The following is a 25,625-nucleotide window of genomic DNA, read 5'->3' as shown; positions in this document are numbered from 1 at the left end:
CCCCCCCCCCCCCCCCCCCCCCCCCCCCCCCCCCCCCCCCCCCCCCCCCCCGGCGGCCTCCAACGGAACTTTGGTGTCAGGGTAAATTTGACAGCATCCCGCCGGGCAGCACTCACGACTAACATCGCTCGGGTGCTGACTTCGATCCTCCCTGGTCTCCGCGACCTACGGACGCCCCTGGCTGTTGGCTACGTGACGCTTGCTTCCATCTGGCTGCTCTGCCGTGACAGCCTCCAGGCTGCCTCGCAGGTCAAAGACAGCCTTACGTTCGATGTGCAACGGCTCTTCGACGACCTGGGGCCGGCCACCGGGATCGCAGCGTTGACCTTCGCCGCCTACCTGGTCGGATGCGTCCTGGCGGTTGCGTCACCGCCGCGCTGGCTGGACTCGCGCCTAAACTCGCTGTCGCCCTACGCGTCTGGCGAGAGTCCCACTGTGGGTCACAAGCCAGTGCGCTGGTACAGCTTGTGGCGTCGATTCACCGCGCGAGTGTTGACCTATTTGGCTCCTCCTCTGCCGAACAGCACTAGGGCTGGCGAGTTCAGGCGTGTAATCGCTCAGTGGGCGCGCGAGTCTCACGCCGGAGGGATGACAGCGACCGTCGTCCACAACACGGAGAACGCCCCTGACCAGTTCAGGATGCAGCTGGGAGGATTCATTTCCCGCTCCCCTGAGGCCAACAAAGAGCGCGACAACACCGACTTCACCGAAGCGGAGTCACGACAATGGAGCGAGCACTCGATCGCACGCATTTTGACCCGCTCGCTGATCGACGAGTTGCCTGATCTGACTCGGAATCTGGAACTCGAACAGCCAACCATTTTCGCGACATACGATCGCCTGCGCGGCGAGGCCGAGTTTCGACTAGCAGTTTCAGTTCCGCTCCTCGCACTGATCGTCGTGCTTGGATTCAGCGAGCACCTCTGGATTCTCAGCCTCCTCGTGATCCCGCCGATCATCTACGTCCAGGGATTGGCCCGCACCTACGCTGCGCAAACCCTGGTGTGGTCAGCGATGATTCGCGGCCTCGTGAAACCGCCCGCGGCGCTCGCGCTGGACGATCTAGTGGCGGCCCGCTCGCAAGACTAGTCCCGCCCCCCGCCCTACATCGCCTTCGTTCGACTCGCCCGCGTCGGCCGAGTGAGCAGCTGGCCGCACGGTACTTTGCCGGTATGCCTCGATTCATCGTCTGGGGACGCATCGCGGGCGAGCCTGTGCCGGATATGAGCGTTGGACCCCTACGCACCACCAGCACGGTCCCGACGGAGTTCGTGTCGTTGGCATCCCAGGGGGGTGTTGAGGATCTCAGGGCTTCGTTCCAGGGTGCGGTTTCGTCGGCCACGGCACATCGCGTCGATATTGCCGCCGAGTCGGACCACTATTTCTGGATTGACCGCGATGCGAGTGACGCCATCAGCGCTGGAAAGATCGCTATACGCGAGTATCTGACCCCGTTCGTTGCCGCACTCGTCGTAACGGCCGGTGAGGCGTATTACGCACAAGCTATCTGGGCTTCCGAACTGGACCCGCGTGGGCGCATCGTGCGGAGCACGGGAGTGCCGATCGAACGCACGACTGGCATCCATTTCGAGAGACGGCCCGACATGCCGTCCGAACCAGTCGCCGACGCGGTGTCCGCAATGGAGTCGGACGCTCCCGCGCGCCAGGCCGCCGGCTACCTCGTCGAAGGTCTGCGGATGAAATTCAGGGCAACCTCCGATGCAGAACTCGGATCAGCCATTCTTCAGCTCCACTTGGGTACTGAAACCCTCGCCCGCACCGTGTTCGGTACACATGACGAGGAGGAGCTGCTAGCGAGACAGCAGGAGATCGTCGCGCGGCTTCGCGAGACTCTGGGACGGGCCGGGACCACGTCACAGGCAGCCAAGGCGATCAAGAATGCAAGCATCGCGCTCGACCGCGAACAGTTGCGATTTCTGGCGGATCAGATTCGGCGGTTAGGCAGTGACTTGGGCGTCGATTCCGAGACTGTGAAAGATGCGGTCAAGGTCGCCACCTTTCGCAATCAAGCACTCGGCCATTCGTCGACGCGCGGAGTCGGCAGCGAGGGTTGGGGAACCTGGGCCAATCGCGCTTTCCGCACGTCGTCCACGTTCCTTCGGGCCTACTGCGAACGAGCTGCCAACAATGCCCGCCCGTGATGCGCTCGCCGCCGCTCGTGCCCTAACGTGCCCTACGGCGGAGTTCCTTGGTGTGTCTCCAGAGCGCTGGAGTATCTCCGCGTGCTAGCGTAATCGCAGGTCAGGCGGCATATCCATCACCTGACCTGCACAAACAATGTGACGTGGTTGGCTGACTTCCAAGCAGAATGTTGCGAGTTCGAGTCTCGTCGTCCGCTCTCCCGAAAGGCCCCTCTCGAGGGGCCTTTCGCATGTCAGGGCACGGATCGCCGGGCCAGCGGATGGCGCTTGGCCGCCGTCTGGAGCGGTGATAGCCTGTCGTTAATTCATCACGACGGGGGACCTCATGTCACGCTCACGATCCGCGATCCTAGCCGCTGCACTCGGACTGCTCACTCCGCTCGGACTGGTGGTTGGCGCGTCGTCCGCTGCGGCAGCCACGTGCGGCGACCCGGTGTGGGACTTCAACGACGACGGGCACACCGACGCCATCGTCGGCGGGATCCCCGGGTCGAAGGTGCTCTACTCCGAAGCCTCGGGAGATCTGGCGAACTCGGAGCTCGGGCTGGCCTTCCCCGGAGCGATCATGGAGGACGAGGTCTATCCCGAGTCGTTCGCGTCGATCTCACTGTATGAGTCGGCCGGCGACGAGGCATTCTGCTCGCTGGCCGTCGTGGGGGTGCCGAACGCGACGGTCGACGGCGTCACCAACGCGGGAGCGGTCTACGTCTTCCGTGTGGTGCCGGGCGGCGATCAGCAGTATCCCGATGACGATCTGTTGTTCACGATCACCCAGGCCAACGACGGGCTCGACCAGACCCAGCCGACGACGAACGCCCACTTCGGCGCCACGGTCGCGGCCAACGACCAGACGTCCTTGAGTGACGGGCCGACGCCTCTGGCGATCGGCGCCCCCGGCGAGACCGTCGACGGGGTCACGAACGCCGGTTCCGTCGCGGTTCTGAACCTCACCAAGACCGGCGACGTCTCGTCGGCCCGGAGGGTCACCCGAGCACCGGGCAAAGGCGTCACGAAGTCGTCGGCGCTCGGCACGTCGCTGTCGGCCTCGCGCGGCCTGGTTGTCGCAGGCGCACCGGGACGCACCGTGTCGGGCAAGGCCGCTGCAGGATCAGCACTGCTGATCCCGACCGATCCGGCCGTGCCGGTCACCGAGGTCACCCAGTCGACCGCTGGTGTGCAGGGCTCGGTCGAGACCAGTGACCGCTTCGGCCACTCCGTGGCAGCGACCTGGAACGCCTCCCTGAATCGTCACGAGATCGGCATCGGCATCCCCGGCGAGGACCTGGGCAGCGTGACCGACGCCGGCCAGGTCACCACACTGCGCAGAACCAGCGCGGGGAGCCTGAGCACCATCACGTCCTACACGCAGGACACGGCCGGCGTGCTGGGCTCGGTCGAGAAGGGCGACCAGTTCGGCCACGCCGTCGCAGTGCTGCCACGGCCCGCGACAGCGTCCGCGTGGCTGGTCGGGGTACCGCTGGAGAACGTCGGGTCCGCCGTCGACTCCGGACAGATCCAGACCCTGGGCGAGTCGAAGAACCGCTCATGGGACACCACAGCCGCATTCGAAGACAATCCGCCCGTCTCACGGGCCCGTTTCGGGGCAGAGGTGGTCGGCCCCCGAGGGGGTCGCGGCCCGATCTGGTTGGCCGACAACCTCAACGACGACCCCTTCGCGGGCTGGAACCTGCCCGGATGGGGCACCGTCAGCGTCATCTGGGAGCACGTCGAGCTCCAGTCCAGATCCGGAACCGCCGTCGGCGGCTGACCCGCTGCCCTTCGACACCTCACCGGAACGTGCAAGCTTCGCAAGGACCAGCACGTCCTGAGCGCCCCTCGTACCGCTGTGCATATGCATGAGGCACGACGAGAGTCTTCCAAGCAGAATGTTGCGAGTTCGAGTCTCGTCGTCCGCTCTCCCGAAAGGCCCCTCTCGAGGGGCCTTTCGCATGTCAGGGCACGGATCGCCGGGCCAGCGGATGGCGCTTGGCCGCCGTCTGGAGCGGTGATAGCCTGTCGTTAATTCATCACGACGGGGGACCTCATGTCACGCTCACGATCCGCGATCCTAGCCGCTGCACTCGGACTGCTCACTCCGCTCGGACTGGTGGTTGGCGCGTCGTCCGCTGCGGCAGCCACGTGCGGCGACCCGGTGTGGGACTTCAACGACGACGGGCACACCGACGCCATCGTCGGCGGGATCCCCGGGTCGAAGGTGCTCTACTCCGAAGCCTCGGGAGATCTGGCGAACTCGGAGCTCGGGCTGGCCTTCCCCGGAGCGATCATGGAGGACGAGGTCTATCCCGAGTCGTTCGCGTCGATCTCACTGTATGAGTCGGCCGGCGACGAGGCATTCTGCTCGCTGGCCGTCGTGGGGGTGCCGAACGCGACGGTCGACGGCGTCACCAACGCGGGAGCGGTCTACGTCTTCCGTGTGGTGCCGGGCGGCGATCAGCAGTATCCCGATGACGATCTGTTGTTCACGATCACCCAGGCCAACGACGGGCTCGACCAGACCCAGCCGACGACGAACGCCCACTTCGGCGCCACGGTCGCGGCCAACGACCAGACGTCCTTGAGTGACGGGCCGACGCCTCTGGCGATCGGCGCCCCCGGCGAGACCGTCGACGGGGTCACGAACGCCGGTTCCGTCGCGGTTCTGAACCTCACCAAGACCGGCGACGTCTCGTCGGCCCGGAGGGTCACCCGAGCACCGGGCAAAGGCGTCACGAAGTCGTCGGCGCTCGGCACGTCGCTGTCGGCCTCGCGCGGCCTGGTTGTCGCAGGCGCACCGGGACGCACCGTGTCGGGCAAGGCCGCTGCAGGATCAGCACTGCTGATCCCGACCGATCCGGCCGTGCCGGTCGCCGAGGTGACCCAGTCGACCGCAGGCGTGCAGGGCACAGTCGAGACCGGTGACCGCTTAGGTCGCTCCGTGGCAGCGACCTGGAACGCCGCCCTCGGCCGGCACGAGATCGGTATCGGGATCCCCGGCGAAAACGTGGGCAGCGTGTCCGACGCCGGACAGGTCACCTCACTCCGCAGCACAGGCAGTGCGAACCTGAGCAACGTCACATCCTTCACACAGGACACCGCTGGCGTCCACGGCTCGGTCGAGACCGGTGACCAGTTCGGGCACGCCATCGCGACGCTGCCACAAGGAGCGAAGGCGTCCGCCTGGCTGGTCGGGGTGCCGCTGGAGAACATCGGGTCCACAGTCAACTCCGGACAGATCCAGACCGTCGGCGAGTCGAAGAACCGCGCATGGGATGCAACAGTCGCGTTCGACGACGGTCCACTGACCGAGGAGTTCAGGTTCGGAGCGGAGGTCGTCGGCCCCCGAGGGGACCGTGGTCCGATCTGGCTGGCGGACTTCCAGTTCGATGACCCCTATGTGGGCTTGAACCTGCCCGGCTGGGGCCCCATTAGCGACATCTCGACGGACGGCGAGTTCCAGGGTCCTTTCGGGACCGCCATCGGCGGCTGACCCGCTTCCCTTCGGCGCCTCACCGGCCGGACGCATGGGATCCCCGGCAAGGGGTACGTCTTCTGGCAGTGTGCGCACGCGCACGCGCACCCCGGCAAGAAGGAGACGGCCATGATCTGGAACAGGAACAAGGGCGAACGAACCGGCCACGGCGACAGGCGGGATGTCGAGCACCAGTCCGGCACCCGGGTCGACCCCGCGGCGACCGACGATCGAGTCCGCGATCGCGATCGCGATCGCGGACTCGACCATGATCGCGATCGCGCGGCGTACACCACCGCAGAGGACCGCGCCGCCGAGGGTCAGCAGCACCAGCGCGAGGAGTGGGGCGGAATGAACTTCGGTGCGGGCTTCTTCGGCTGGCTTGTCGCAGTCGGTCTGGCGGTCCTGCTGTCGAGCATCATCGGCGCGGTCGCAGCGGCGGTCGGTGACGCCAACGACGTCACGCAGACAGAGCTGGAGCGCGAGAGCGGCACGATCAGCGTCGCCGCGGCCATCGTGCTGGTTGCCGTGCTGATGATCAGCTTCTACGCCGGCGGCTATGTCGCGGGGCGCATGTCCCGATTCGACGGGGCCCGTCAGGGCTGGGCCGTGTGGCTGATCGGTCTCCTCGTGGTCGTCATTGCCGCCATCATCGGAGCGGTCTTCGGTTCGGAGTACGACATCATGAACCGGGTCGAGGTGCCAGATGTGCCGATCCCGACCGAGGACCTCACCCTGGGCGGCGCGATCACGATTGCCGCGACGGTCCTCGGCACGCTGCTCGCAGCACTCGTGGGCGGCAAAGCCGGCACGCACTATCACCGCAAGGTCGACCGCACCTGGTAGGTCAGACGAGCTTCTCCCCACGGGCGAACATGTCAACGAACTTCACGATCCGCCGTTCGCGGGTCTCGGGTTTCTTGGCGTGGTGGAGCTGGTAGTAGACCGCGAAGGCGTTCTGCTTGCTCAGCGTCGCGAAGAAGGCCTTCGCCTCAGGGTTTCGCTCGAGCACCTCGAGGAAGTCGGCCGGCACCTCGGCGGTCGACGGACTCGCGGTCGCCGCCTCCCACCGCCCGTCCTGCTTGGCTCGGTCAGCTTCGGCGAGTCCGGCGGGGCGCATGCGTCCCGCGGCAGTCAGAGCCAGAACCTTGTCGCGATTGATCTGTGACCAGGGGCTGCGCCGGCGCCTCGGGACGTAGGCCTGCTGGTAAAACCCGTCGTCGAGCTTCTTGCGCTGGCCATCGATCCAGCCGTATGCCAAGGCGAGGTCGAGCATCTCGGGGATCGTCGCACTCGCCACCGACGAACCCTTCTTGGCGATCACGACCCAGGCCCCGTCGGTGTCCGCGTGGTGGGCCTCGAACCAGGCCTCTGCCTCGGCAGCATCGACAAATCTGAGCAGGGGACGATCCTGGGGCATATCTCGACCATATTCGCGGCATCTGACACATACTGACCGGATGACCGACCGCACCCGCCCTCGCACCGTGCTCATCACCGGCTGCTCCTCAGGCATCGGTGAATCCACCGCGGCCCGCCTCGCGCGCTCCGGCTGGACCGTCTTCGCAACGGCGCGCAAGCCCGAGACACTTGCCGACCTGGCAACGGCCGGCTGCCACACCCTCGCCCTCGACGTCACCAGCGAGGAGTCCATGGCATCGGCGGTCGAGACCGTGCTCGGCGAGGTCGGACACCTTGACGCCCTGGTCAACAACGCAGGCTATTCCCAGTCCGGCGCAGCGGAGGCGCTCGATCTCGATGACGTGCGCCGGCAGTTCGAGACGAATGTCTTCGGCCTCCTGCGCATGTGCCAGCTCGTGCTCCCGTCGATGCGCGAGCACCGCGGTGGACGCATCGTCAACATCTCGTCGATGGGCGGCCGACTCGTGTTTCCTGGTGGCGGCGCCTATCACGCGACCAAGTACGCCGTTGAGGCCCTGTCGGACGCGATGCGGTTCGAGGTCGCCGGATTCGGCGTCAGGGTTGTCATCGTGGAGCCCGGACTCATCACGACCAACTTCGACAACGCGGCCGTCGCATCGATGGAGGGCAACGCAGACGGCCCGTACGCCAAGTTCAACGCGCAGGTCGCGAAGGCGACGAAGGAGGCCTACGCCGGGCCCATGCGACACCTCGGCGGCAGCCCTGAGGCGGTGGCCAAGGTCATCGAGAAGTCGCTCGACGCGCGACGCCCCAAGATCCGCTACACCGTGACGCCATCGGCATCCCTGTCGATCCGGAGTCGCAACCTCATGGGTGCGCGGGGTTGGGACGCGATGCTGAAGTCGCAATATCCTCAGCCGAAGGGGCCACCAGCCCCGAACGTGTGAGGATCAGGACGGCCCGGTCGTCCTTGCCGGAATCGACGAGCTCGAGGATCCGCCGGGCTGCCTGATCGAACCCGTTCGACACGACCCCTGCCGCCGCGGTGCGCAACCACTCGATGCCGGCCGTGAAGTCCTGCGTGCGGGACTCGACGACTCCATCGGTGTAGAACATCAGCGCATCCCCCTCATCGAGGGTGCCGATCGTCTGGTGGAAGTCCGGACGCTTCAGGACACCCAGCGCGGTCCCACGCGCCCCGTCGATCTCCCACGCCTTGCTCCCGTTGTGCCAGCGAAGTGCGGGCGGGTGCCCGGCGTTGATGATCGAGTAGTCGCCACTCGGCAGGTCGACCAGGACGTGCACCGCGGTGGCAAATCCTTCGTTCCAGTTCTGGCGGACCAGGAAGTCGTTGGCGGCGGCGAACAGGCCGAGTGGGGGCAGCGCGCCGATCAGCCCGCCGAGCGCTCCGGCCAGCTGCAGCGACTGGGTGCCGGCCGCCACCCCCTTGCCGCACACATCGACCAGGACCATCTCGAGCCTGGACTCATCATCTGAGAGCCTGGCGACGAGGAAGTCACCGGCAAACTTGGCGCCACCGGCCGACATCATCGCCGCCTGCGACGACCAACCCGGCGGCAAGGGCGGCACAGCGCCCTGAGCTTGCAGCCGATCCCTCAGGTCGACCAGCATCGCCTCGCCGAGAGGGCCTGGCAGCCCGCTGCGGTGGCGACTCGACTCGAACAGCACGATGATCGCGACGATCGCCATCACGACCAAGGTGCTGACCCGCCCCGTCGTCATGCCGTTCTGAACCGTCTCGAGCGTCACGGTGATCGCGATCGTGACGACGATGAAAAGGACGAGGATCAGCAGCGGGCGATATCGCAGGGCCATCGTCCCCAGCAACATGGGGATCACGAATGTCGCAGCCGGGAACGTGTTGTAGCTGGCCAGCGACACCGCAAGGATGCCGGTCGCCATGACGATCAGACCGACGAGGACCGCGACCTGTCCCTCACTCGTGCCGGTACGCCAACGAACGATGCGATCGTCCACATAGCGGGCCACCGTGGGCAGCGCTCGCCGGAACCGTGTTGTCACCCATCGAGCCTATCCACGATGCTGGCAGGTGGGGCACCAAAAGAGGTTTCTGCCGGCAAGCAGACGGCGACGGATCGGCGAGTCGCAGACCAGGCAGCCCTGTCCCTCGCGCCGATAGACATAGACCTCTCCCCCATGGTCATCTGCGCGAGGCTCCCGACCCATCGCTTCCGGTTCGTGCTCGGGTCGGACGGTGTCGATCCTTCCCGTACGCACTCCGTCGCGCATCAGCTCGACCAGGTCGGCCCACATCGCGTCCCACCGCTTGCGGGCGAGCCGGCGACCCGCGGTCATCGGTGCCACGCCGTGGCGGAACAGCACCTCAGCGCGATAGACGTTGCCGACCCCGGCCAGCACGGCCTGGTCCATCAACAGGGCTGCCACGGGGACGGATGAGCGGTGGATGCGCCGCCACGCGCGGTCGGGGTCTGCATCGGCTCGCAGCGGGTCGGGGCCGAGCCGGGCCAGGATTGCATCGATGTCCGGCGGTGTGAGCAGCTCGCACGCGTTGGGCCCACGCAGATCGGCGGTGGATCGCGCCTCGATCCGCCAGCGGACCTGCCCGACGACTGGGTGCTGCATCCCGGGTCGGATGACGAACGAGCCGTAGAGGCCCAGATGGATGTGGACCTGATCCGGGACGCCCGCGAACGACACGAACACATGCTTGCCCCAGGCTTCGGCGTCCTCCAGCACGAGCCCGTCCAGCCGGGCGGCCTCGGCGGCGAATCGGCCCTGCGGACTCGACGACGCGACGCTCAGGCCGGCATACGTGGTCCGCAGCTCGTCGGCGAGTCGGTGAAGGGTGTGCCCCTCAGGCAAGCTCGCCGGTCTCCTCGTAGGCCAGCAGCATGTCGATGCGTCGCTGGTGGCGCTCGGCGTGGCTCCACGGTGTCGTGAGGAACGCCTCGACGATCGCGGTGGCCTCGTCGGCGGTGTGCATGCGTCCGCCGACGGCCAGGACCTGCGCGTCATTGTGCTGACGGGCGAGCGAGGCGGTCTCGGTGCTCCACCCCAGCGCGGCCCGGGCCCCCTTGACCTTGTTGGCAGCGATCTGCTCACCGTTGCCGGAGCCGCCGATCACGACGCCCAGCGAGCCCGGCTCGGCCACTGCGGCGGTGGCCGCGGAGATGCAGAACGGGGGGTAGTCGTCCTCGGCGTCGAAGGTGGACGCACCATGGTCGACGGGCTCGAAGCCCCGGTCGGTGAGCCAGGCGATCAGGTGGGTCTTGAGCTCGAAGCCGGCGTGGTCGGAACCGATGTGGACGCGCATGCGATCAGTCTCCCAGCCCCGTCTGCGATCCGCTCAGGCACCCGTCAGCGCGTACGTGCCCGACGCGCATCGAGCAGCGCGCCGAGCATCGTGACGATCGCCCGCGATGCGTCGAACGCCGCAGGCTGCCGCCAGAACGAGTGCACCATGCCGAGCGCCCGGACCGCGGTCACCTCGACACCGGCCTCGGCGAGCAGAGCGGCATAGGTCTCGCCCTGGTCGCGCAGCAGATCGTGCTCGTTGGTCACAAGCAGCGTCGGCGGGTGCTCCGCGAGATTCGTTGACTCCACCGGCGAGACCTCGGGCAGGTCGCCGAGGTCTCCGGGGGCATAGGCCTCCCAGAACCACTCCATCGACGCACTGTCGAGGGCCGCGTTGGCGAGGGGCCCGGCGAGATCCGCGCGGCGATCGACCGGCGGGTAGAGGAGGGCCTGGAAGTCGATCGCAGACGGATCACGAACCGCCAGGCCGGCCACGAGATTGGCGCCCGACGAGTCGCCGATCGCGGGCAGGAACGACGCGTCGACCCGTTTGTCGCGGTCGTGCGTACGCAGCCAGAGCGCTGCGGCCTGCACGTCGTCGAGCGGTGCGGGATAGGGGTGTTCGGGCGCCCGGCGATAGTCGACCGCAAGCAGCGCCCAGCCAGTCTGGTGGGCGAGGTAGCGGCAGAAGCTGTCGTGCGTCTCCAGGTCATGCAGGACCCACCCCCCGCCGTGGACGTAGAGCGCGACAGGTGCGCCCTGCCGGGGCCGATAGAGCCGGCCCGGAACCCCGTTCGCGTCGACGTCATCGACGTGATCCAGGCCGATCTTGTCGGTCTCGGCCAGTGCCGCAGCCCGGGCGGTCGCCCGGAGCTCGGCGTAGGTGTCGGCCAGCGTGGAGGGGATGCCCAGCTCTTGCAGGAGCGCGCGTGACTGGGGGTGGAGAGCCATGCGCCGAGCCTAGCGATCAGTCGAAGGAGAGGTCACCCGCTCGCGAGCGCTTGAGCTCGAAGAAGTCGTCGAAGCCGGCCAGCAGCCGGGCACCGTCGAACACCGACCCGGCAACCTCTCCACGCGGGATGCTCTGGAGCACCGGACCGAAGAAGGCTGTCCCGCCGATCGCGATGACCGGCGTGCCGACCTCTTCGCCGACCCGGTCGATCCCGACCTTGTGGGAGGCGCGCACGGCATCGTCAAGCGACGTGTCGTCCGCCGCTTCGGCCAGCTCGACCGGCAGTCCGGCCTCCTCGAGCACCTCCCGGTAGAGCGCCTGATCGAACTCACGTCCGTCGTTGTGGTGCTTGGTGCCGATCGCGGTGTAGAACGGGCGAAGCGCCTCGGTGCCGTGGGCCTGCTCGATCGCGATCGCGAGGCGTACCGGTCCCCAGCCGCTCTCGATCATGTCCTTGTAGTCCTGGGGGACGTCCTTGTCCTCGTTGAGGACCGAGAGGCTCATGACGTGGAACGTGGTCCGGACGTCGCGGACCTGCTCGACCTCGAGCATCCAACGCGAGGTGATCCAGGCGAACGGGCACAACGGGTCGAACCAGAAGTCAACATCTTCGGTCGACGTGGCAGTTGCGCGTGGGTCAGCTTCTGTGGCAGTCATGGTTGGTGCAACAACGGCCGGCCCGCCCGCATTTCCTCGACGAGCGATCCGACCACGGCATCGAGCTCGCCACCATGTGCGGCCGCAACCCGCCGCTGGCGCTGGTAGGACGCCCCACCGGCAATGATGTCGTGGATCCCACCGAGCTCTTCGGTGCACCTCAGCCGCTCGGCGACCGGCGCCAGCCGCTCGAGGAGCCGTTGGAGATCGGTCGTGACGAGCTCCTCATCGGCGTTCCTGTCGAGGATCAGGATCGCCTCCATGCCGTAGCGGGCGGAGCGCCACTTGTTCTCCTGGGCGAACCACGGAGGCACGGTCGGCAGCTCGCGGCCCGCGTCCAGCTCGGATGAGAAGTGCTCGACCAGGCAGTGGGTCAGCGCCGAGATGCTGAGCAGCTCGGCCTGCGACGGGATGCCGTCGCACACGCGCACCTCGAGCGTGCCGAACTTGGGAGACGGCCGCAGGTCCCAGCGGATCTCGTCGAAGACATCGATGACACCGGTGTGCAGCATGTCGTCGACGTAGCCCTCCAGCTGGCTCCACTCCTCGAACTGGAATGGCAGGCCGGCCGTCGGCAGCTGCTGGAACATCAACGCGCGGTTGGAGGCATAACCGGTCTCCTTGCCGCCCCAGAACGGCGACGAGGCACTGAGCGCCTGGAGGTGGCCGTAGTAGGCCAGCATCGCCCGGCTGATCGGCAGGACCTTGTCGCGGTCGTCGATGCCGACGTGGACGTGGACCCCATAGATCAACATCTGGCGACCCCACCACTGGGTGCGGTCGATCAGCGTGGCGTACCGCTGCTTGTCCGTGACCTTCTGGTGGTCCCACGCGGCGAAGGGGTGGGTTCCCGCGCACATCAGCTCGACCCGCAACGGGTCGGTCACCCGGCGGATCTCCTCGATGGCTCGCTCGAGGTCGGCGCCGGCCTCGGCCACGGTGCGGCACACACCGGAGACGATCTCGACGGTGTTGAGCAGCAGCTCCTGGCGGATGTGCGGGTGCTCTCCACCTCCCGCGGGCGCGACCGCATCGAGCACGGTCTGGGCGACCTGGCGCAGGTCCCCGGAGTCAGAGTCGACGAGCGCGAGCTCCCACTCGATGCCGATCGTCGAGCGCTCGGACTTCGCGAACGGGATCCTCATGCATCCATCCTGCCTGACGGCCGGCAGGCAGGCGCTACTGTCCCAGGATGGGAAGACGCGACGCGAGCCGAGCCTGGCAACGGGACCATCCATGGGCGGTCGTCTATGACCGGATATCCGGGGGCGAACGCCTCGGCAGGCTCATCTGGCGAGTCGGCATGGGCTCGGACCTCGGCCTCCTGCACCGCACGGCCCACGCCGAGCTCTCCAGGTTGCCCTACGGCTCGGCCGTTCTCGACATCCCGTGCGGTGGTGGAGTCACCCTCCGAGACGTCCCCCGCAATCGATCGCTGCGATACGTCGCCGCCGACATCTCACCGGCGATGCTCGAGCGGACCGGCAAGGAGGCTGCTCGTCGCGGCATCCAGGTCGAGCTCGCGGAGGCGGACGTGCACGACCTGGCATACGACGAGGGGGCTTTCGACCTGGTGCTCGCGTTCACGAGCCTGCACTGCTTCCCCGAGCCTGAGCAGGCCGTCAAGGAGCTCGTGCGTGTCCTGAAACCCGGGGGCCGCCTCGCCGGGAGCAGCATGCTGACCGGGCAAGGCCTTCGCCACCTGGCGGGCTGGGTCGGTGGCCGGACCATCGGCGTCCTCGGCCCCGGCTGCACCAGGGACGAGCTCATCGGCTGGCTGGAAGAGGCGGGTATGCATGAGATCGTCCTGCTGCCGTCGGGCGGCATCACCTACTTCACCGCGACGCGCGGCTGATCGCGCGGCCGCATCGCGCCCACCGCATCGCGCCTGGATCTGTCGCGTGAAAGCATGGCCGACATGCCTGGTACCAATCTCACCCGCGAAGAAGCCAGCGAGCGCGCCTCGATCGTCTCCACAGAGACATACGACGTCCAGCTCGACCTCACCCTCGACTCCGACACCCGCTTCGGCTCCGTCACGACGATCGCGTTCACCGCGACTCCCGGGGCCTCGACATTCGTCGATCTCGTCGACGGCGAGATCTCCTCGATCACGCTCAACGACGCGTCCGTGGACCTCTCGGCCTACGACGACAACCGCATCGCGCTGACCGGCCTCGCCGAGTCCAACGTGCTGCGCGTCGAGACGACGTTGCCCTATTCGCGCTCGGGTGAGGGGCTGCACCGCTTCGTCGATCCGGTCGACCAGCGCGTCTATCTCTACACCCAGTTCGAGGTGCCGGACGCGCGTCGGGTGTTTGCCACCTTCGAGCAGCCCGACCTCAAGGCGACATTCGAGTTCCACATCACTGCCCCGTCGGTCTGGGCCGTGGTGTCCAACTCCCCCACGCCCGAGCCGGAGTCTGCCGCCGAAGGAACCTCGACGTGGCACTTCGCGCCGACCAAGCGCATGTCGACCTACATCACTGCTCTCATCGCGGGCGAGTACGTCTCGGTGACGGACTCCTACCGCGGCGCATACGAGGCGATCCCGCTCGGCATCTTCTGCCGCCAGTCGCTCGTCGAGCACCTCGACGCCGACGACATCTTCCTGGTCACCAAGCAGGGCTTCGAGTTCTTCGAGGGCGCCTTCGAGATGGGCTACCCGTTCGGCAAGTACGACCAGCTGTTCGTGCCGGAGTACAACATGGGGGCGATGGAGAACGCCGGCGCCGTGACGTTCCGCGACGAGATGATCTTCCGGAGCCGGCAGACCGTTGCTGCATACGAGCAGCGTGCCAACACGATCCTGCACGAGATGGCGCACATGTGGTTCGGCGACCTCGTGACGATGAAGTGGTGGGACGACCTCTGGCTCAACGAGTCGTTCGCCGAGTTCGCTGCCTCGCACGCCGCGACCAACGCGACGCGTTTCACCGACTCGTGGACGAGCTTCACCAACGCCCGCAAGAACTGGGCCTACCGCCAGGACCAGCTGCCGTCGACGCACCCGATCGCCGCCGACAACTACGACCTGCACGCGGTCGAGGCCAACTTCGACGGCATCACGTATGCCAAGGGCGCCTCGGCGCTCAAGCAGCTCGTGGCCTGGGTCGGCGAGAAGGACTTCTTCGCCGGGCTGCGGGCCTATTTCGGCAAGCACGCCTACGACAACACGCAGCTCAGCGATCTGCTGGTCGAGCTCGAGGAGGCCTCGGGCCGCGAGCTGGGCGAGTGGGCGCAGGAGTGGCTGCAGACGTCGGGCGTCAACACGCTGCGGGCGAAGTTCGAGACCGACGCTGCCGGCGCCTTCACCTCGTTCTCGATCGAGCAGTCCGCGATCGAGGCATATCCGACGCTGCGTCGTCACCGCATCGCGATCGGGCTCTACGACCAGGTCGACGGGCGGTTGGTCCGCACCGAGCGGGTCGAGACCGACATCCGGGGCGCCTCGACGCAGATCGACGAGCTGCTCGACACCCGGCAGCCCGACCTGATCCTGCTCAATGACGACGACCTGACGTACGCCAAGATCCGGCTCGACGAGCGGTCCTTTGCGACTCTGATCCAGAGCATCGCTACCTTCGAGGAGTCGCTCCCCCGCGCCCTGTGCTGGGGCTCGGCGTGGGACATGACGCGCGATGCCGAGCTCTCGTCGTCGGACTTCGTGACGCTCGTGCTCGCCGGTGTTGGCTCCGAGACCGACCTGACGGCCGTCGGGTCGTTGCTCCGCCAGGGATTGGGCGCGGTCAATCTCTACACCTCGGACGCGGCGCGACCCGAGCTCGCCGAGCGCTGGGAGTCCGGCGTGCGTACGCTGCTGGACTCGGCTGAGCCCGGCAGTGACCACCAGCTCGCCCTCGTGCGGGCCTACGCCTCGGCCGCCTCCGGGCCCACGCACCTGCGCGAGATCCTCGACGGCGGTCTCGAAGGCCTCACGGTCGACGCCGATCTCCGCTGGACGCTCGTGACGGCGCTCGCGCGGCTCGGCGAGGCAGGCGAGGAGGAGATCTCCAGCGAGCTCGAGCGGGACAACACGATCTCGGGCCAGGAGAACGCCGTCGCGGCCCGCGCCATCCGTCCCCTGGCGGAGGCCAAGGCTGAGGCTTGGCAGATCGCGGCTGTCGATCCGTCGACACCCAACGAGACACGGCGGCAGGCGGCGCTGGCATTCCAGGTCGCGGGTCAGGCCGATGTCCTGGAGCCATATGTCGACCGTTACCTCGAGATGGCCGGCACGATCATCGACGACATGGGCGTGTGGATCGGGCAGATCGCGCTGATCTACCTGTTCCCCTCGGCAAACCCGTCACAGGCCGCCCTCGACAAGGTCGATGCCTGGCTGTCCTCGACGACGGCCAACCCGGCGGCGAAGCGCTATGTCTCCGAGGGCCGGGACGATCTCGCCCGTGCCCTGAAGGCCCAGCAAGCCTTCTAGCTCCCGTAACCGCTGGGAGTGACGCTTTTGAGGCACGCTTCGGCGTGTCACCTCAAAAGCGTCACTCCCAGCGGGATGGCTGGGTCAGTCCCAGCGCCGACCGGGTGGCCAGCGCCACCACCAGTCCGGTTTGTCGGTCGTCCAGAGCGGCTCGGCTCGGCGCATCATGGCGTGGAGCCGCGCCTGCTGCAGCCGTATGACTAGCGCAGCCTCGTCTCGATGGTCGATCGCACCCACCCTGGACACGACCAGGTTGAGGACCTCGAAGCCCTCTTCGCGCACGTTGTCGCCAGCGTGCGACGCCTCCTCCCGGTGGCCAGAGCCGTCGGACTCGATGACGAGTCCGACCCCACGATCGAGCAGATCGGCGATCCCAGCCAGACGGCCGGCATGGTCGAAGATCGGCACATTCACCTCAAGGCCGGTGAGCCCCCCGACCACCTCGGCCACATACCGCGTGCGGCTCTCCCACGGACTGGCCGAACGGGTGGATGCCATGGCCAGCGCCTGCCGGGTCTGGACGATCCCTCGGGTCTTCTGGTGCTGGTCGATCAGTCCGGCAAGGTTGCCCAGGGTCGTGCGCCCCTGCTCGATGACAGTCGAGACGCACATCTCGACCGCTACCAGGGCCTCGCACAGGCTGGGTGCATCGAGCGCCATGTCGTATGCCGCTCGGGTCAACGTCGCAGCGCCAACCGATTCGATGACGGTGACCTCGTGCTCGTGCACCGATCGGCGCGTGGGTTGCAGGCCGTCTTGGCGTCTGTGCTGGCCGCGGCCCGCCGAGATCACCGCGACCGGGACGGGCCTGTAGAAGCGGTCGCGTCCGTCGGCATGTGCCACACCGTGGCCCCTCGCGGCCGCCCACCCGGTCAGGAGATCCGAACGCGACATGAGGGCGATGGCGTCGCCGATACGTACGTCTGGATCGTCGGGATCCACCCCGCCGGATCGGACCTGGCCCCAGTAGGGGTGCTCCCACAGCCCGGTGCGCAGCTCCCACTCTGTCGCACCGGCCATCCGGGCCTGTCGGTAGGTCGTGGTCCACGGCTCACTCATGGTCCGAGCGTGGACACCCGCGCGCCATCAGGTCAGCGCCCGCATCCGGGTCTGTGGATCAGCAACGCCCGTCCACAACCCACCCCACCGCTGGGCGTGACGCTTTTGAGGCGACACGCCGAGCCACACCTCAAACGCGTCACGCCCAGCGGGGAAGGGACCCGGCCGGGCGTTGAGGTCAGTGGTGGCGCGTGGGGGTGCTGTCGGGGATCTTCTGGATCTCGTTGCCCGGTGCCGGGGGGACGTAGTTGTTGCGGGCCGTGAGCAAGCCGAACAGTGCGATCAGCACGAAGAGACCAAGAGTGCCGCCCCCGAACAGGACCAACAGGTAGAGATCGCTGCGCTCCTGCCCGTCGGGCCAGGCAGGACTGGCTGGCGCGTCGGCGAGCGCCGCAGCCGAGCTGGCGAAGAACGTCACGACGAAGGCAAGTGCGAGTCCGAGCACGCGGGCGGGAGTCCTCATGGACCCCATCGTATCCACCCGTAGGCTGGAGTAATGCCACCCCTCGATGTGAACTGGGACATCCCCGCAGGCAAGGCGTACGAGTGGTTCGTCGCCGACCCCGCCTCGATCCTGCTGATCATCGGCGTCGGGCTCGCCTTCCGATGGTTCGTCGTCCGGTCGATTCACCGGCTGGTCAAGCGCGCCGGCAACGGTGCGGTGCCCAGTGTCATCGCCAACACCAAGGCCGGCGAGCTCCTCGCCGATCTCAAATCACCCGTAAGTGCGCGGCGACAGCAGCGGGCCGAGACGATGGGCTCGCTGCTCACCAGCGTCGCCACCGGCACGATCCTTGCGGTCGTGACCGTCATGGTGCTGTCCAAGCTCAGCGTGGACGTCGCACCCATCATCGCGAGCGCCGGCATCGTCGGCATCGCCTTCGGATTCGGCGCGCAGAACCTCGTCAAGGACTTCCTCTCCGGCATCTTCATGATCCTCGAGGACCAGTACGGCGTCGGCGACACCGTAGACCTCGGCGAAGCGACCGGAACCGTCGAGGCCGTCGGACTGCGGGTCACGCGTCTGCGCGACGTCAACGGCACGGTCTGGTATGTCCGAAACGGCGAGATCCTGCGCGTCGGCAACCAGAGCCAGAACTGGGCCAGAACCGTCCTCGACGTGACGGTCACCTATGACGCCGACCTCACCCAGGTCCAGGAGATCCTGCAGCAGGTCGCCACCTCGACGTACGAGGACCCGCGATTCCACGATGTCATCATCGAAGCCCCCGAGGTCTGGGGTGTCGAGCGGTTCGACAAGGACGGAGTCGTGGTCCGTGTGGTGCTCAAGACCGCGCCGGCCCAGCAGTGGCTCGTCGCCCGCGCGATGCGGCAGCGGATCAAGGCCGAGTTCGATCGAGCCGGGATCAAGATGCCGACGACCTTCCCCACGATCCATGCCGAAGGGCCCACACCGTGACCGATCAACCGACGTTCTACGACGCGATCGGCGGGCACGACACGATCAAGCTCATCGTCGACACGTTCTATGCCGGCGTCTCGACCGACGAGGTGCTACGACCGCTCTATCCCGAGGAGGATCTCGGCCCGGCCAATGAGCGATTCCGGATGTTCCTCGAGCAGTACTGGGGCGGCCCCACCAACTATTCCGACCAGCGGGGGCACCCTCGGCTCCGGATGCGGCACGCGCCCTTTGCGGTCACCCCCGACGCGCGCGACCGATGGCTCGTGCACTTCCGCGCCGGCCTCGACAAAGCTGCCCTCCCGCCCGAGCTCGACGCGCAGTTCTGGGCGTACGTCCAGCACGCCGCGAACTTCATGGTCAACACCGCGACCTGAGCGAAGCGAAGCGGTGTTGGGCCATGAAGCAACGACACAGCATGGTCAACACCGCGACCTGAGCGGAGTGGTCAACACCGCGACCTGAGCGAAGCGAAGCGGCGCTAGTCGGCCGATCCGGCGAACTCCGCCTTCTCCTCATCCGACAACCGGCGCGACGTCTGGGCCTCGAGGTCGAAGCCGACCATCACCGTGTTGCACTGGGCCAGCACGACGTCGTCGGCGGTGAGCTGCGACTCGATCGTGACCGACGAGTCGCCGATCCGGCTGATCCGGTTCTGGGCGGCATAGGGCTCGGCCCGCCAGAGCATCGGTTCGCCGAACGACACGTCGACCCGGCCGACGACGAAGCGACCCGGCGACATACTGGTGAGGCGGCCCGCGACGAACAGGATCCGCGCCTCCTGGAACAGCTCGAACATCTTGGTCGTGCTGACCGAGCCGGTCGGGTCGAGGTCGCTGCGGCGGACCCGCGACGGCAGGGCCTCTTCCGTTGCCGGGTGGCGCTTGACCTCTGAGCGGGCGCCGAGTGTTGTGACAACTCGCGCGAACACGGCAGCGGACCCCGTCGAACGGATCTCCTGTGTGAGATCGTCACCCTCGCGGGTCGACCACACCTGGACCGGTCGGGGGCTCAAGAGGAGCGGGCGCAGGAAGTCGATCGCGATCCGGGACACCTGCTCGTCGGCCCTGACCAGACCGTCGTCGACCAGCATCGCGCGACTCTCGGCGGCGTAGTCGAGGTAGACGACATTGTTGACGTGGTTGAGCGAGTCGAGGTCGGCCCAACGCATGGACACCTCGTGGACAGTGGGATCGGCGGGCACGCGCCGATGATGCCAGACGAGGCGAACGGCCGCTCAGGCGCTGGCGGTCTCGTCGATCTCGATCAGGGGGTCGCCCTCCTGGACGATCTGCCCCACCTCGACGAGCACCTTGCTGACGAACCCCGAGGCCTCGGCATAGACCGGGATCTCCATCTTCATGCTCTCGAGGACCGCGAGCACGTCGCCGACCCCGACCTGGTCGCCCTCGCGGGCGACGATCTTCCAGACGTTCGCGACGATCTCGGCCCTGGCCGCAAACATCAGCTGGCCGACTCGTGCGTCAGCATGCGCAGCGCGGCGGCCATCCGCTCGCGGGTCTCCTCGGGGTGGATCACGTCATCGACGATACCGGCCTCGGCCGCGATGTAGGGGCGGGCGACCTCCTCGCGGTAGACCGCGGCGAGCTCATCTCGCAGCACGGTCGGCTCGTCGGCCTCCTTGAGAGCGCGGCGATGCAGCAGCGCCACGGCGCCGCCGGGGCCCATGACCGCGATCTCCGAGCCCGACCAGGCCCAGTTGACGTCGGCGCCGAGCGAGGCCGCGCCCATCGCGATGTAGGCGCCGCCATAGGCCTTGCGGACCACGACGGTCAGCTTGGGCGACGTGGTCTCGACGTACGCCTTGAGGAGCTTGGCGCCATGCGTGATGACACCGCGGCCCTCTTCGACCGTGCCGGGCAAGAAGCCGGGCACGTCGACGAACGTCAACACGGGGAGGTCGAACCGCCCGCAGAACTCGACGAACCGCGCAGCCTTGACCGACGCCTTGGCGTCGAGGATTCCGCCCCGCGCATTGGGCTGATTGGCCAGGATGCCGACGGCATGGCCGTCAAGGCGTCCGAACAGCGTCAGGATGCTCGGCGCATGCGTCGGCATGAGCTCGAGACGTGCACCGTTGTCGAGCACACCGTCGAGCACCGCGTTCATGTCGAAGACGATGCTCGACTTGACCGGCACGAGGCCGGGGAGCCGCTCGGCCGCGCCCGGGTTGGCCGGCACCGGGCTGTGGCGCTTTTGCGGACCACCCTTGTGGGTGGGAAGGAACGACAGCAGGAGCCGGGTGGAGTGGAACGCCTCCTCTTCGCTGTCGACCTCGAGGTGCGCGACCCCGCTGACCTTGGTGTGCAGGGCCGACCCACCGATGTCCTCAGCTGACGCGTCCTCCCCCGTGGCCGCCTTGACGATCTCAGGGCCGGTCAGGAACATCTGCCCCTGCCCCTTGACCATGATCGTCCAGTCGGTGAGCGCGGGCGAGTATGCCGCAGCGCCCGCACACGGGCCGAGGATCAACGAAATTTGCGGTATGCGCCGCTGCGCCTCGATGTTGAGGGCGAAGATGCCGCCACACCCGTGCAGGGCGAAGATGCCGTCGTGGATCCGCGCCCCACCGGAGTCGTTGATGTAGACGATCGGATAGCCCTTGTCGATCGCGAACCGCTGGGCCTTCATGATCGCCTCGGCCATGACCGCGCCGATCGCGCCGGAGGCCACGGCCGCGTCGTGCGAGACGACGACGACCGCGTGACCGTCGGTCGTACCCCAACCGGCAACGACACCGCTGCCGCTGCCGCCACCCGCCGTGCGCAACGGCGTCATCTCCACGAAGGAGCCCTCGTCGACCAGCATCTCTGCCCGCTCACGCGCCGTGAAGACGCGCTTGCCCTTGGGCTCCACGCGGGCATACCGATCATGACGACGCTGCGTGAGCGACGTGCGGTGTTCGGCCTGATCCGGCGCTGAGACCACCGAGGGGGTGTCGAGCTGCGTCACGAGGACTCCTAAAACATGAGGTTTCCCTCAACTGTACACAAACATGAGGAATCCTTCATCTTCTGCGTCCCTCTTTTCGGAGGTGATCTCGCACACGTGGCCAGTCGTGCGATAACGTGCGGAGACCAGCACTAAGCAAGCGCTTAGGCGTACCCGTCGAAGGAGCATGTCGTGACCGAACCCCGCACCGCGATCGTCACCGGAGCTGCACGAGGCATCGGCGCGGCCGTCTCACAGCGCCTCGCCGCCGATGGCTTGCAGGTTGCCGTCGTCGACCTCGACGAGGGCTCGTGCGCCGGGACCGTCGACGCGATCACCGCGGCGGGCGGCAAGGCGCTGGCCGTCGGCGCCGACGTGAGCAACGAAGATCAGGTCAACGCCGCCGTCGACCGCATCGCCGCCGAGCTCGGCGCGCCGACCGTGCTGGTCAACAATGCTGGAATCCTGCGCGACAACCTGCTGTTCAAGATGTCCGTCGAGGACTGGGACCTGGTGATGGGAGTGCACCTGCGCGGGTCGTTCCTGATGTCCAAGGCCGCCCAGAAGCACATGACGGAGGCCACATTCGGTCGCATCGTCAACCTGTCGAGCACCTCGGCGCTGGGCAACCGCGGTCAGGCCAACTACTCCGCTGCCAAGGCAGGTCTGCAGGGCTTCACCAAGACACTGGCGATAGAGCTCGGCAAGTTCGGGGTCACCGCCAATGCGATCGCTCCGGGCTTCATCCAGACCGACATGACCGCGGCGACCGCCGAGCGTATGAAGGTGCCGTTCGACGACTTCATCAAGTTCAGCGCCGACCAGATCCCGGTCGCCCGGGTCGGCCAGCCCGAGGACATAGCGCACACGGTGTCGTTCCTCGTGAGTGAGGGTGCAGGCTTCGTCTCGGGCCAGGTCATCTACGTCGCCGGCGGGCCCAAGGACTGACGTGACCGAGGATCCCAGAGGCCTGGACCTGTCAGCGCTGCAGGGCTGGCTCGAGCGTGAGCACCCCGAGCTCGCGACCGGTCCGTTGTCCGCGAGTCTCATCACCGGCGGCAAGTCCAATCTGACTTATACCGTCAGCGATGGCGGCCGTGACTACGTCGTGCGCCGCCCTCCCCTGGGGCATGTCCTCGCGACCGCGCACGACATGGGGCGCGAGCACCGGGTCATGGCGGCGTTGGCGCCCACCGACGTACCCGTGCCGCGGATGCTTGCCCACTGCGAGGATTCCGAAGTCATCGGCGCACCGTTCTACGTCATGGAGAAGGTCGCCGGTACGCCATACGGTCGGGCGTCCCAGCTCGAGCCGCTCGGGGCCGAGCGGACGCGAGCCATCACCGAGCGCCTGGTCGACACGCTGGTCGCGCTGCACACGGTCGACTACGCCGCGGTCGGGCTGGGTGACTTCGGCCGCCCCGACGGCTATCTGGGACGGCAGGTCGCCCGTTGGAAGAAGCAGCTGGCATCGTCCACCAGTCGTGAGCTGCCCGGGATGGACGAGCTGGTCGCACATCTGGAAGGCAACATCCCCACGAAGGCCGACGGCACGATCGTGCATGGCGACTTCCGGCTCGACAACGTCCTGGTCGACGATCACGACCGGCTCACCGCAGTGCTGGACTGGGAGATGAGCACGCTCGGTGATCCGCTGACCGATGTCGCGGTGCTGCTGGCTTACCAGCAGCTGGCGGAGGTCGCTCCCCCGTCCGGCGACGGCGTGGCGATGGTGACCGATGCGCCGCTCGCCCCCGGCTACCTGACTCGCGACGAGGTGCTCGCCCGCTATGCCGATCGCTCCGGCCGGGACGTGAGCGACATCGGATTCCATCTCGCGCTGGCCTTCTTCAAGCTCGCAGTCATTCTGGAAGGCATCCACTATCGCCATTCCCACGGGCAGACCGTCGGGTCCGGCTTCGACGGGATCGGCGACATGATCGTCCCGCTGATCGCCGCAGGGAACGCCGCTTCAAGATAGGGTTGCGCGCGTGACGGCCGAGATCCTCGAACCCCGGCGCCGCCCGACGCAGGAGCGCAGCCACAAGAAGTTCGATCACCTGCTGCAGGTGGCGCGTGAGCTGTTGCTGGACGTCGGCTTCGAGTCGTTCACGTGCGAGGAGGTCGCCCACCGGGCCGGCCTGCCGATCGGCACGCTCTACCAGTTCTTCCAGAACAAATACGTCATGGTGTGTGAGCTCGACCGGGTCGACGCGGTCGCGGTACGCGAGGAGCTGCAGACATTCGCAGCGGCGATCCCGTCGCTGGACTGGCTCAAGTTCCTCAACCGGTTCATCGATCACATGGCCGCGCTGTGGGTCCGGGACCCTTCGCGCCGGGCCGTGTGGCTGGCGGTCCAGTCGACTCCGGCAACCCGAGCGACCGCGGCGGTGACCGAGCGCGAGCTCGCGGCCGAGGTCGCGCTGGCCCTCGCTCCATTGACGCCCGGCACCCCGCGCGAGCGCCGAACGATCATGGCCGAGGTGCTGGTGCACGTCGTGTACTCGATGCTCAACTTCTCGATCCGTGACAGCCAGGAGCACAGCGAGTCGATCATCGAGCTCAAGCGCCTCCTCGCGGCATACCTTCTCAGCGCCGATCCCTCCCCCTAGCCACCCACGGTTTACCACGGCCGTCCGGTTTACCACGGTCCCTAGGCAAGCCTCGTCCGTCCTACGCAAACTTCCCCAGGGCGGACGACGCTTGCCACGGGCGGAACCGCTGATCCACAGGCAGAGCGCCTTCTCCACCCATCCACACATCGCGGCCGTCCCGTTCCCGGCATCGCACGAGGATCGCCACGGTGGATTCATGGACGACCTCATCCCCGTGGCCGAGCTCAATGGCGGCTACCTCATGCGTCACCAGCTCAACGACCTCGGATACAGCGATGCCCTGATCCGCCGGGCGATGCGGGCCGGAGTCCTCCATCGCGCTCGCCACGGGACGTACGTCGTCAAGCAGGTGTGGGATGTCATCTCGGAGGCTCAGCGCCACGCCATCCTGACCCGGTCTCTGCTCGACAAGCTCGGGTCGAGTGTCGTGGCGACGCATCAGTCGGCGGCTGCACTTCACGGCTTCGATCTGTACGAGGCCGACCTGACCCACGTCCACTTGACCCGACTTGATGGGCACAACGGACGCAAGGAGGCCGGCGTGATCTTCCATGAGGGCAAGGTTGACGGGGACGTGGTCGAGGTCGGCGGGAGGCTCGTGATCGAACCGCTACGGGCAGTGTTCGAGGCATGCAGCCAGGCCAGCATCGAATCAGGGATGGTGTTGGCCAGCAGCGCAATGCGCAAGGGCCAGGTGACGAAGGAGGAGCTCGAAGATCAAGGCGATCGCTTTGCGCACTGGCCCCGAACCAGGACGGCGCGCCTGGCCATCCGACTCAGCGATCCGCGCCTCGAGTCCGTTGGCGAAGTCCGTTCGCTGTCGATGATGTGGCGGTACGGGGTTCCCTACCCCGAGCTGCAGTGGCGAGTTGTCTCGTCGGCGGGCATTGTCGTCGCCCGAACGGATTTCGCGTGGCTCGAGGCACGACACACCGGCGAGTTCGACGGGCTGTTCAAGTACGGACGCCTGAACCCGTACTCCGACGAGCCCGGCCGCGCCATCACTCACGAGAAGACCCGGGAGGACCTCGTCCGGGATGAGCTTCTCGGGATGAGTCGGTGGGTGTGGGCCGAGCTGGCACCCAAGGCGCAACCCCGGACCGCCGCGCGGATCACCCAAGCCATCCAGCGATCTCGCAAGCTCTACGCCCGCAACGCGACAACGATCGTGTAGGGAGCTGCGTCAACGTCCGTCCTAGGAGACTGTTGTCCGCCCGG

26 protein-coding genes are annotated in these 25,625 nt (G+C 67.2%); 14 read left to right on the top strand and 12 right to left on the bottom strand.

Annotated elements, in window-relative coordinates; genetic code table 11:
• Positions 1-132 precede the first annotated feature (132 nt).
• The 5 genes from WKF39_RS14090 (at position 133) to WKF39_RS14070 (ending at position 6,477) form a co-directional block, all read left to right on the top strand.
• Entirely contained in the window at positions 133-1,089 is a 957-nt protein-coding gene (locus WKF39_RS14090) for a hypothetical protein (protein ID WP_340389489.1), read from the top strand.
• Between the two features lie 83 nt (positions 1,090-1,172).
• Positions 1,173-2,162, top strand: coding sequence for a hypothetical protein (locus WKF39_RS14085; RefSeq protein WP_340389487.1), 990 nt, complete (start codon positions 1,173-1,175; stop codon positions 2,160-2,162).
• 325 nt (positions 2,163-2,487) lie between these two features.
• Positions 2,488-3,930 (top strand): hypothetical protein, encoded by a 1,443-nt coding sequence (locus WKF39_RS14080; protein ID WP_340389485.1) that lies wholly within the window; start codon positions 2,488-2,490, stop codon positions 3,928-3,930.
• A gap of 276 nt (positions 3,931-4,206) precedes the next feature.
• Positions 4,207-5,649 carry a hypothetical protein gene (locus tag WKF39_RS14075; RefSeq protein WP_340389483.1) on the top strand — a complete coding sequence of 481 codons (1,443 nt, stop codon included), beginning with the start codon at positions 4,207-4,209 and terminating at the stop codon, positions 5,647-5,649.
• A gap of 111 nt (positions 5,650-5,760) precedes the next feature.
• Positions 5,761-6,477 carry a hypothetical protein gene (locus WKF39_RS14070; protein ID WP_340389481.1) on the top strand — a complete coding sequence of 239 codons (717 nt, stop codon included), beginning with the start codon at positions 5,761-5,763 and terminating at the stop codon, positions 6,475-6,477.
• A 1-nt stretch (position 6,478) separates the two neighbouring features.
• On the opposite strand, the gene WKF39_RS14065 is transcribed toward WKF39_RS14070, so the two are convergent.
• Positions 6,479-7,051 (bottom strand): YdeI/OmpD-associated family protein, encoded by a 573-nt coding sequence (locus WKF39_RS14065; protein WP_340389479.1) that lies wholly within the window; start codon positions 7,049-7,051, stop codon positions 6,479-6,481.
• A 40-nt stretch (positions 7,052-7,091) separates the two neighbouring features.
• Here WKF39_RS14065 and WKF39_RS14060 point away from each other — a divergent pair, with 40 nt between their 5' ends.
• Entirely contained in the window at positions 7,092-7,961 is an 870-nt protein-coding gene (locus tag WKF39_RS14060; RefSeq protein WP_340389477.1) for an SDR family NAD(P)-dependent oxidoreductase, read from the top strand.
• Here WKF39_RS14060 and WKF39_RS14055 read toward each other — a convergent pair.
• From WKF39_RS14055 to WKF39_RS14030, 6 genes are read right to left on the bottom strand one after another with little or no spacing between them, the layout of a single operon-like run.
• The gene (locus WKF39_RS14055; protein WP_340389474.1) at positions 7,882-9,057 is read right to left on the bottom strand and encodes a PP2C family protein-serine/threonine phosphatase; all 1,176 of its coding nucleotides are present in this window, start codon (positions 9,055-9,057) and stop codon (positions 7,882-7,884) included. The two genes, WKF39_RS14060 and WKF39_RS14055, sit on opposite strands and share 80 nt — an antisense overlap.
• A 9-nt stretch (positions 9,058-9,066) precedes the next feature.
• On the bottom strand, positions 9,067-9,879 hold the full coding sequence (locus WKF39_RS14050) for a DNA-formamidopyrimidine glycosylase family protein (RefSeq protein WP_340389472.1): 813 nt from the start codon (positions 9,877-9,879) through the stop codon (positions 9,067-9,069).
• Entirely contained in the window at positions 9,872-10,330 is a 459-nt protein-coding gene (locus tag WKF39_RS14045; protein WP_340389470.1) for a ribose-5-phosphate isomerase, read from the bottom strand. Before WKF39_RS14045 ends, WKF39_RS14050 begins: the two co-directional genes overlap by 8 nt.
• A gap of 44 nt (positions 10,331-10,374) precedes the next feature.
• Positions 10,375-11,262, bottom strand: a complete 888-nt coding sequence (locus WKF39_RS14040; protein ID WP_340389467.1) for an alpha/beta hydrolase — start codon at positions 11,260-11,262, stop codon at positions 10,375-10,377.
• A 16-nt stretch (positions 11,263-11,278) separates the two neighbouring features.
• Positions 11,279-11,920 carry a DsbA family protein gene (locus WKF39_RS14035; RefSeq protein WP_340389465.1) on the bottom strand — a complete coding sequence of 214 codons (642 nt, stop codon included), beginning with the start codon at positions 11,918-11,920 and terminating at the stop codon, positions 11,279-11,281.
• Entirely contained in the window at positions 11,917-13,065 is a 1,149-nt protein-coding gene (locus WKF39_RS14030; protein ID WP_340389463.1) for a glutamate--cysteine ligase, read from the bottom strand. The genes WKF39_RS14035 and WKF39_RS14030 overlap by 4 nt, the downstream gene beginning before the upstream one ends.
• A gap of 47 nt (positions 13,066-13,112) precedes the next feature.
• On the opposite strand from WKF39_RS14030, the gene WKF39_RS14025 reads away from it, so the two are divergent.
• Together WKF39_RS14025 and pepN are read left to right on the top strand one after the other, a co-directional pair.
• The gene (locus WKF39_RS14025) at positions 13,113-13,775 is read left to right on the top strand and encodes a class I SAM-dependent methyltransferase (RefSeq protein ID WP_340389461.1); all 663 of its coding nucleotides are present in this window, start codon (positions 13,113-13,115) and stop codon (positions 13,773-13,775) included.
• 63 nt (positions 13,776-13,838) lie between these two features.
• Positions 13,839-16,358 carry an aminopeptidase N gene (pepN, locus tag WKF39_RS14020; protein ID WP_340389459.1) on the top strand — a complete coding sequence of 840 codons (2,520 nt, stop codon included), beginning with the start codon at positions 13,839-13,841 and terminating at the stop codon, positions 16,356-16,358.
• 84 nt (positions 16,359-16,442) lie between these two features.
• Here pepN and WKF39_RS14015 read toward each other — a convergent pair whose 3' ends face one another.
• Both WKF39_RS14015 and WKF39_RS14010 read right to left on the bottom strand, forming a co-directional pair.
• Positions 16,443-17,417: a hypothetical protein gene (locus WKF39_RS14015; protein ID WP_340389457.1), complete on the bottom strand. Its 975-nt coding sequence runs from the start codon at positions 17,415-17,417 to the stop codon at positions 16,443-16,445.
• A gap of 178 nt (positions 17,418-17,595) precedes the next feature.
• Positions 17,596-17,880: a hypothetical protein gene (locus tag WKF39_RS14010; protein ID WP_340389455.1), complete on the bottom strand. Its 285-nt coding sequence runs from the start codon at positions 17,878-17,880 to the stop codon at positions 17,596-17,598.
• A 33-nt stretch (positions 17,881-17,913) separates the two neighbouring features.
• Here WKF39_RS14010 and WKF39_RS14005 point away from each other — a divergent pair, with 33 nt between their 5' ends.
• On the top strand, positions 17,914-18,837 hold the full coding sequence (locus tag WKF39_RS14005; protein ID WP_340389453.1) for a mechanosensitive ion channel family protein: 924 nt from the start codon (positions 17,914-17,916) through the stop codon (positions 18,835-18,837).
• Positions 18,834-19,217: a globin gene (locus tag WKF39_RS14000; protein ID WP_340389451.1), complete on the top strand. Its 384-nt coding sequence runs from the start codon at positions 18,834-18,836 to the stop codon at positions 19,215-19,217. The genes WKF39_RS14005 and WKF39_RS14000 overlap by 4 nt, the downstream gene beginning before the upstream one ends.
• 104 nt (positions 19,218-19,321) lie before the next feature.
• Here the strand turns inward: WKF39_RS14000 and WKF39_RS13995 are convergent, their stop codons facing one another.
• The 3 genes from WKF39_RS13995 to WKF39_RS13985 are packed head-to-tail and all read right to left on the bottom strand — an operon-like array spanning position 19,322 to position 21,813.
• Positions 19,322-20,044 carry a thioesterase family protein gene (locus tag WKF39_RS13995; RefSeq protein ID WP_340389449.1) on the bottom strand — a complete coding sequence of 241 codons (723 nt, stop codon included), beginning with the start codon at positions 20,042-20,044 and terminating at the stop codon, positions 19,322-19,324.
• Positions 20,045-20,077: 33 nt separating this feature from the next.
• Positions 20,078-20,305: a biotin/lipoyl-binding carrier protein gene (locus WKF39_RS13990; RefSeq protein WP_340389447.1), complete on the bottom strand. Its 228-nt coding sequence runs from the start codon at positions 20,303-20,305 to the stop codon at positions 20,078-20,080.
• The gene (locus WKF39_RS13985; RefSeq protein ID WP_340389445.1) at positions 20,305-21,813 is read right to left on the bottom strand and encodes a carboxyl transferase domain-containing protein; all 1,509 of its coding nucleotides are present in this window, start codon (positions 21,811-21,813) and stop codon (positions 20,305-20,307) included. Before WKF39_RS13985 ends, WKF39_RS13990 begins: the two co-directional genes overlap by 1 nt.
• 171 nt (positions 21,814-21,984) lie before the next feature.
• On the opposite strand from WKF39_RS13985, the gene fabG reads away from it, so the two are divergent.
• From fabG to WKF39_RS13965, 4 genes are all read left to right on the top strand, one after another.
• Entirely contained in the window at positions 21,985-22,740 is a 756-nt protein-coding gene (gene fabG, locus WKF39_RS13980; protein WP_340389442.1) for a 3-oxoacyl-ACP reductase FabG, read from the top strand.
• A gap of 1 nt (position 22,741) precedes the next feature.
• Complete coding sequence (locus WKF39_RS13975; protein WP_340389440.1) at positions 22,742-23,773, top strand: phosphotransferase family protein; 1,032 nt, start codon at positions 22,742-22,744, stop codon at positions 23,771-23,773.
• A 10-nt stretch (positions 23,774-23,783) separates the two neighbouring features.
• Entirely contained in the window at positions 23,784-24,404 is a 621-nt protein-coding gene (locus WKF39_RS13970; protein ID WP_340389438.1) for a TetR/AcrR family transcriptional regulator, read from the top strand.
• 199 nt (positions 24,405-24,603) lie between these two features.
• Positions 24,604-25,581 carry a type IV toxin-antitoxin system AbiEi family antitoxin domain-containing protein gene (locus tag WKF39_RS13965; protein WP_340389436.1) on the top strand — a complete coding sequence of 326 codons (978 nt, stop codon included), beginning with the start codon at positions 24,604-24,606 and terminating at the stop codon, positions 25,579-25,581.
• The last annotated feature ends 44 nt before the right edge of the window (positions 25,582-25,625 follow it).

The sequence above is a fragment of the Aeromicrobium sp. genome (assembly GCF_037719875.1).
Lineage (GTDB): Bacteria > Actinomycetota > Actinomycetes > Propionibacteriales > Nocardioidaceae > Aeromicrobium.
The sequence above is the reverse complement of the archived record's forward strand: the minus strand, read 5'-3'. Positions and strand labels throughout refer to the sequence as shown.

What these genes read in the sequence shown, in the direction of transcription:
- WKF39_RS14010 (WP_340389455.1), bottom strand. Translation starts at nt 17,880, where the DNA reads ATGAGGACTCCCGCCCGCGTGCTCGGACTCGCACTTGCCTTCGTCGTG.
- WKF39_RS14080 (WP_340389485.1), top strand. Translation starts at nt 2,488, where the DNA reads ATGTCACGCTCACGATCCGCGATCCTAGCCGCTGCACTCGGACTGCTC.
- WKF39_RS14015 (WP_340389457.1), bottom strand. Translation starts at nt 17,417, where the DNA reads ATGAGTGAGCCGTGGACCACGACCTACCGACAGGCCCGGATGGCCGGT.
- WKF39_RS14005 (WP_340389453.1), top strand. Translation starts at nt 17,914, where the DNA reads ATGCCACCCCTCGATGTGAACTGGGACATCCCCGCAGGCAAGGCGTAC.
- WKF39_RS14030 (WP_340389463.1), bottom strand. Translation starts at nt 13,065, where the DNA reads ATGAGGATCCCGTTCGCGAAGTCCGAGCGCTCGACGATCGGCATCGAG.
- pepN (WP_340389459.1), top strand. Translation starts at nt 13,839, where the DNA reads ATGCCTGGTACCAATCTCACCCGCGAAGAAGCCAGCGAGCGCGCCTCG.
- WKF39_RS14085 (WP_340389487.1), top strand. Translation starts at nt 1,173, where the DNA reads ATGCCTCGATTCATCGTCTGGGGACGCATCGCGGGCGAGCCTGTGCCG.
- WKF39_RS13965 (WP_340389436.1), top strand. Translation starts at nt 24,604, where the DNA reads ATGGACGACCTCATCCCCGTGGCCGAGCTCAATGGCGGCTACCTCATG.
- WKF39_RS14060 (WP_340389477.1), top strand. Translation starts at nt 7,092, where the DNA reads ATGACCGACCGCACCCGCCCTCGCACCGTGCTCATCACCGGCTGCTCC.
- WKF39_RS14040 (WP_340389467.1), bottom strand. Translation starts at nt 11,262, where the DNA reads ATGGCTCTCCACCCCCAGTCACGCGCGCTCCTGCAAGAGCTGGGCATC.
- WKF39_RS14025 (WP_340389461.1), top strand. Translation starts at nt 13,113, where the DNA reads ATGGGAAGACGCGACGCGAGCCGAGCCTGGCAACGGGACCATCCATGG.
- WKF39_RS14035 (WP_340389465.1), bottom strand. Translation starts at nt 11,920, where the DNA reads ATGACTGCCACAGAAGCTGACCCACGCGCAACTGCCACGTCGACCGAA.
- WKF39_RS14075 (WP_340389483.1), top strand. Translation starts at nt 4,207, where the DNA reads ATGTCACGCTCACGATCCGCGATCCTAGCCGCTGCACTCGGACTGCTC.
- WKF39_RS14070 (WP_340389481.1), top strand. Translation starts at nt 5,761, where the DNA reads ATGATCTGGAACAGGAACAAGGGCGAACGAACCGGCCACGGCGACAGG.
- WKF39_RS14065 (WP_340389479.1), bottom strand. Translation starts at nt 7,051, where the DNA reads ATGCCCCAGGATCGTCCCCTGCTCAGATTTGTCGATGCTGCCGAGGCA.
- WKF39_RS14045 (WP_340389470.1), bottom strand. Translation starts at nt 10,330, where the DNA reads ATGCGCGTCCACATCGGTTCCGACCACGCCGGCTTCGAGCTCAAGACC.
- WKF39_RS13990 (WP_340389447.1), bottom strand. Translation starts at nt 20,305, where the DNA reads ATGTTTGCGGCCAGGGCCGAGATCGTCGCGAACGTCTGGAAGATCGTC.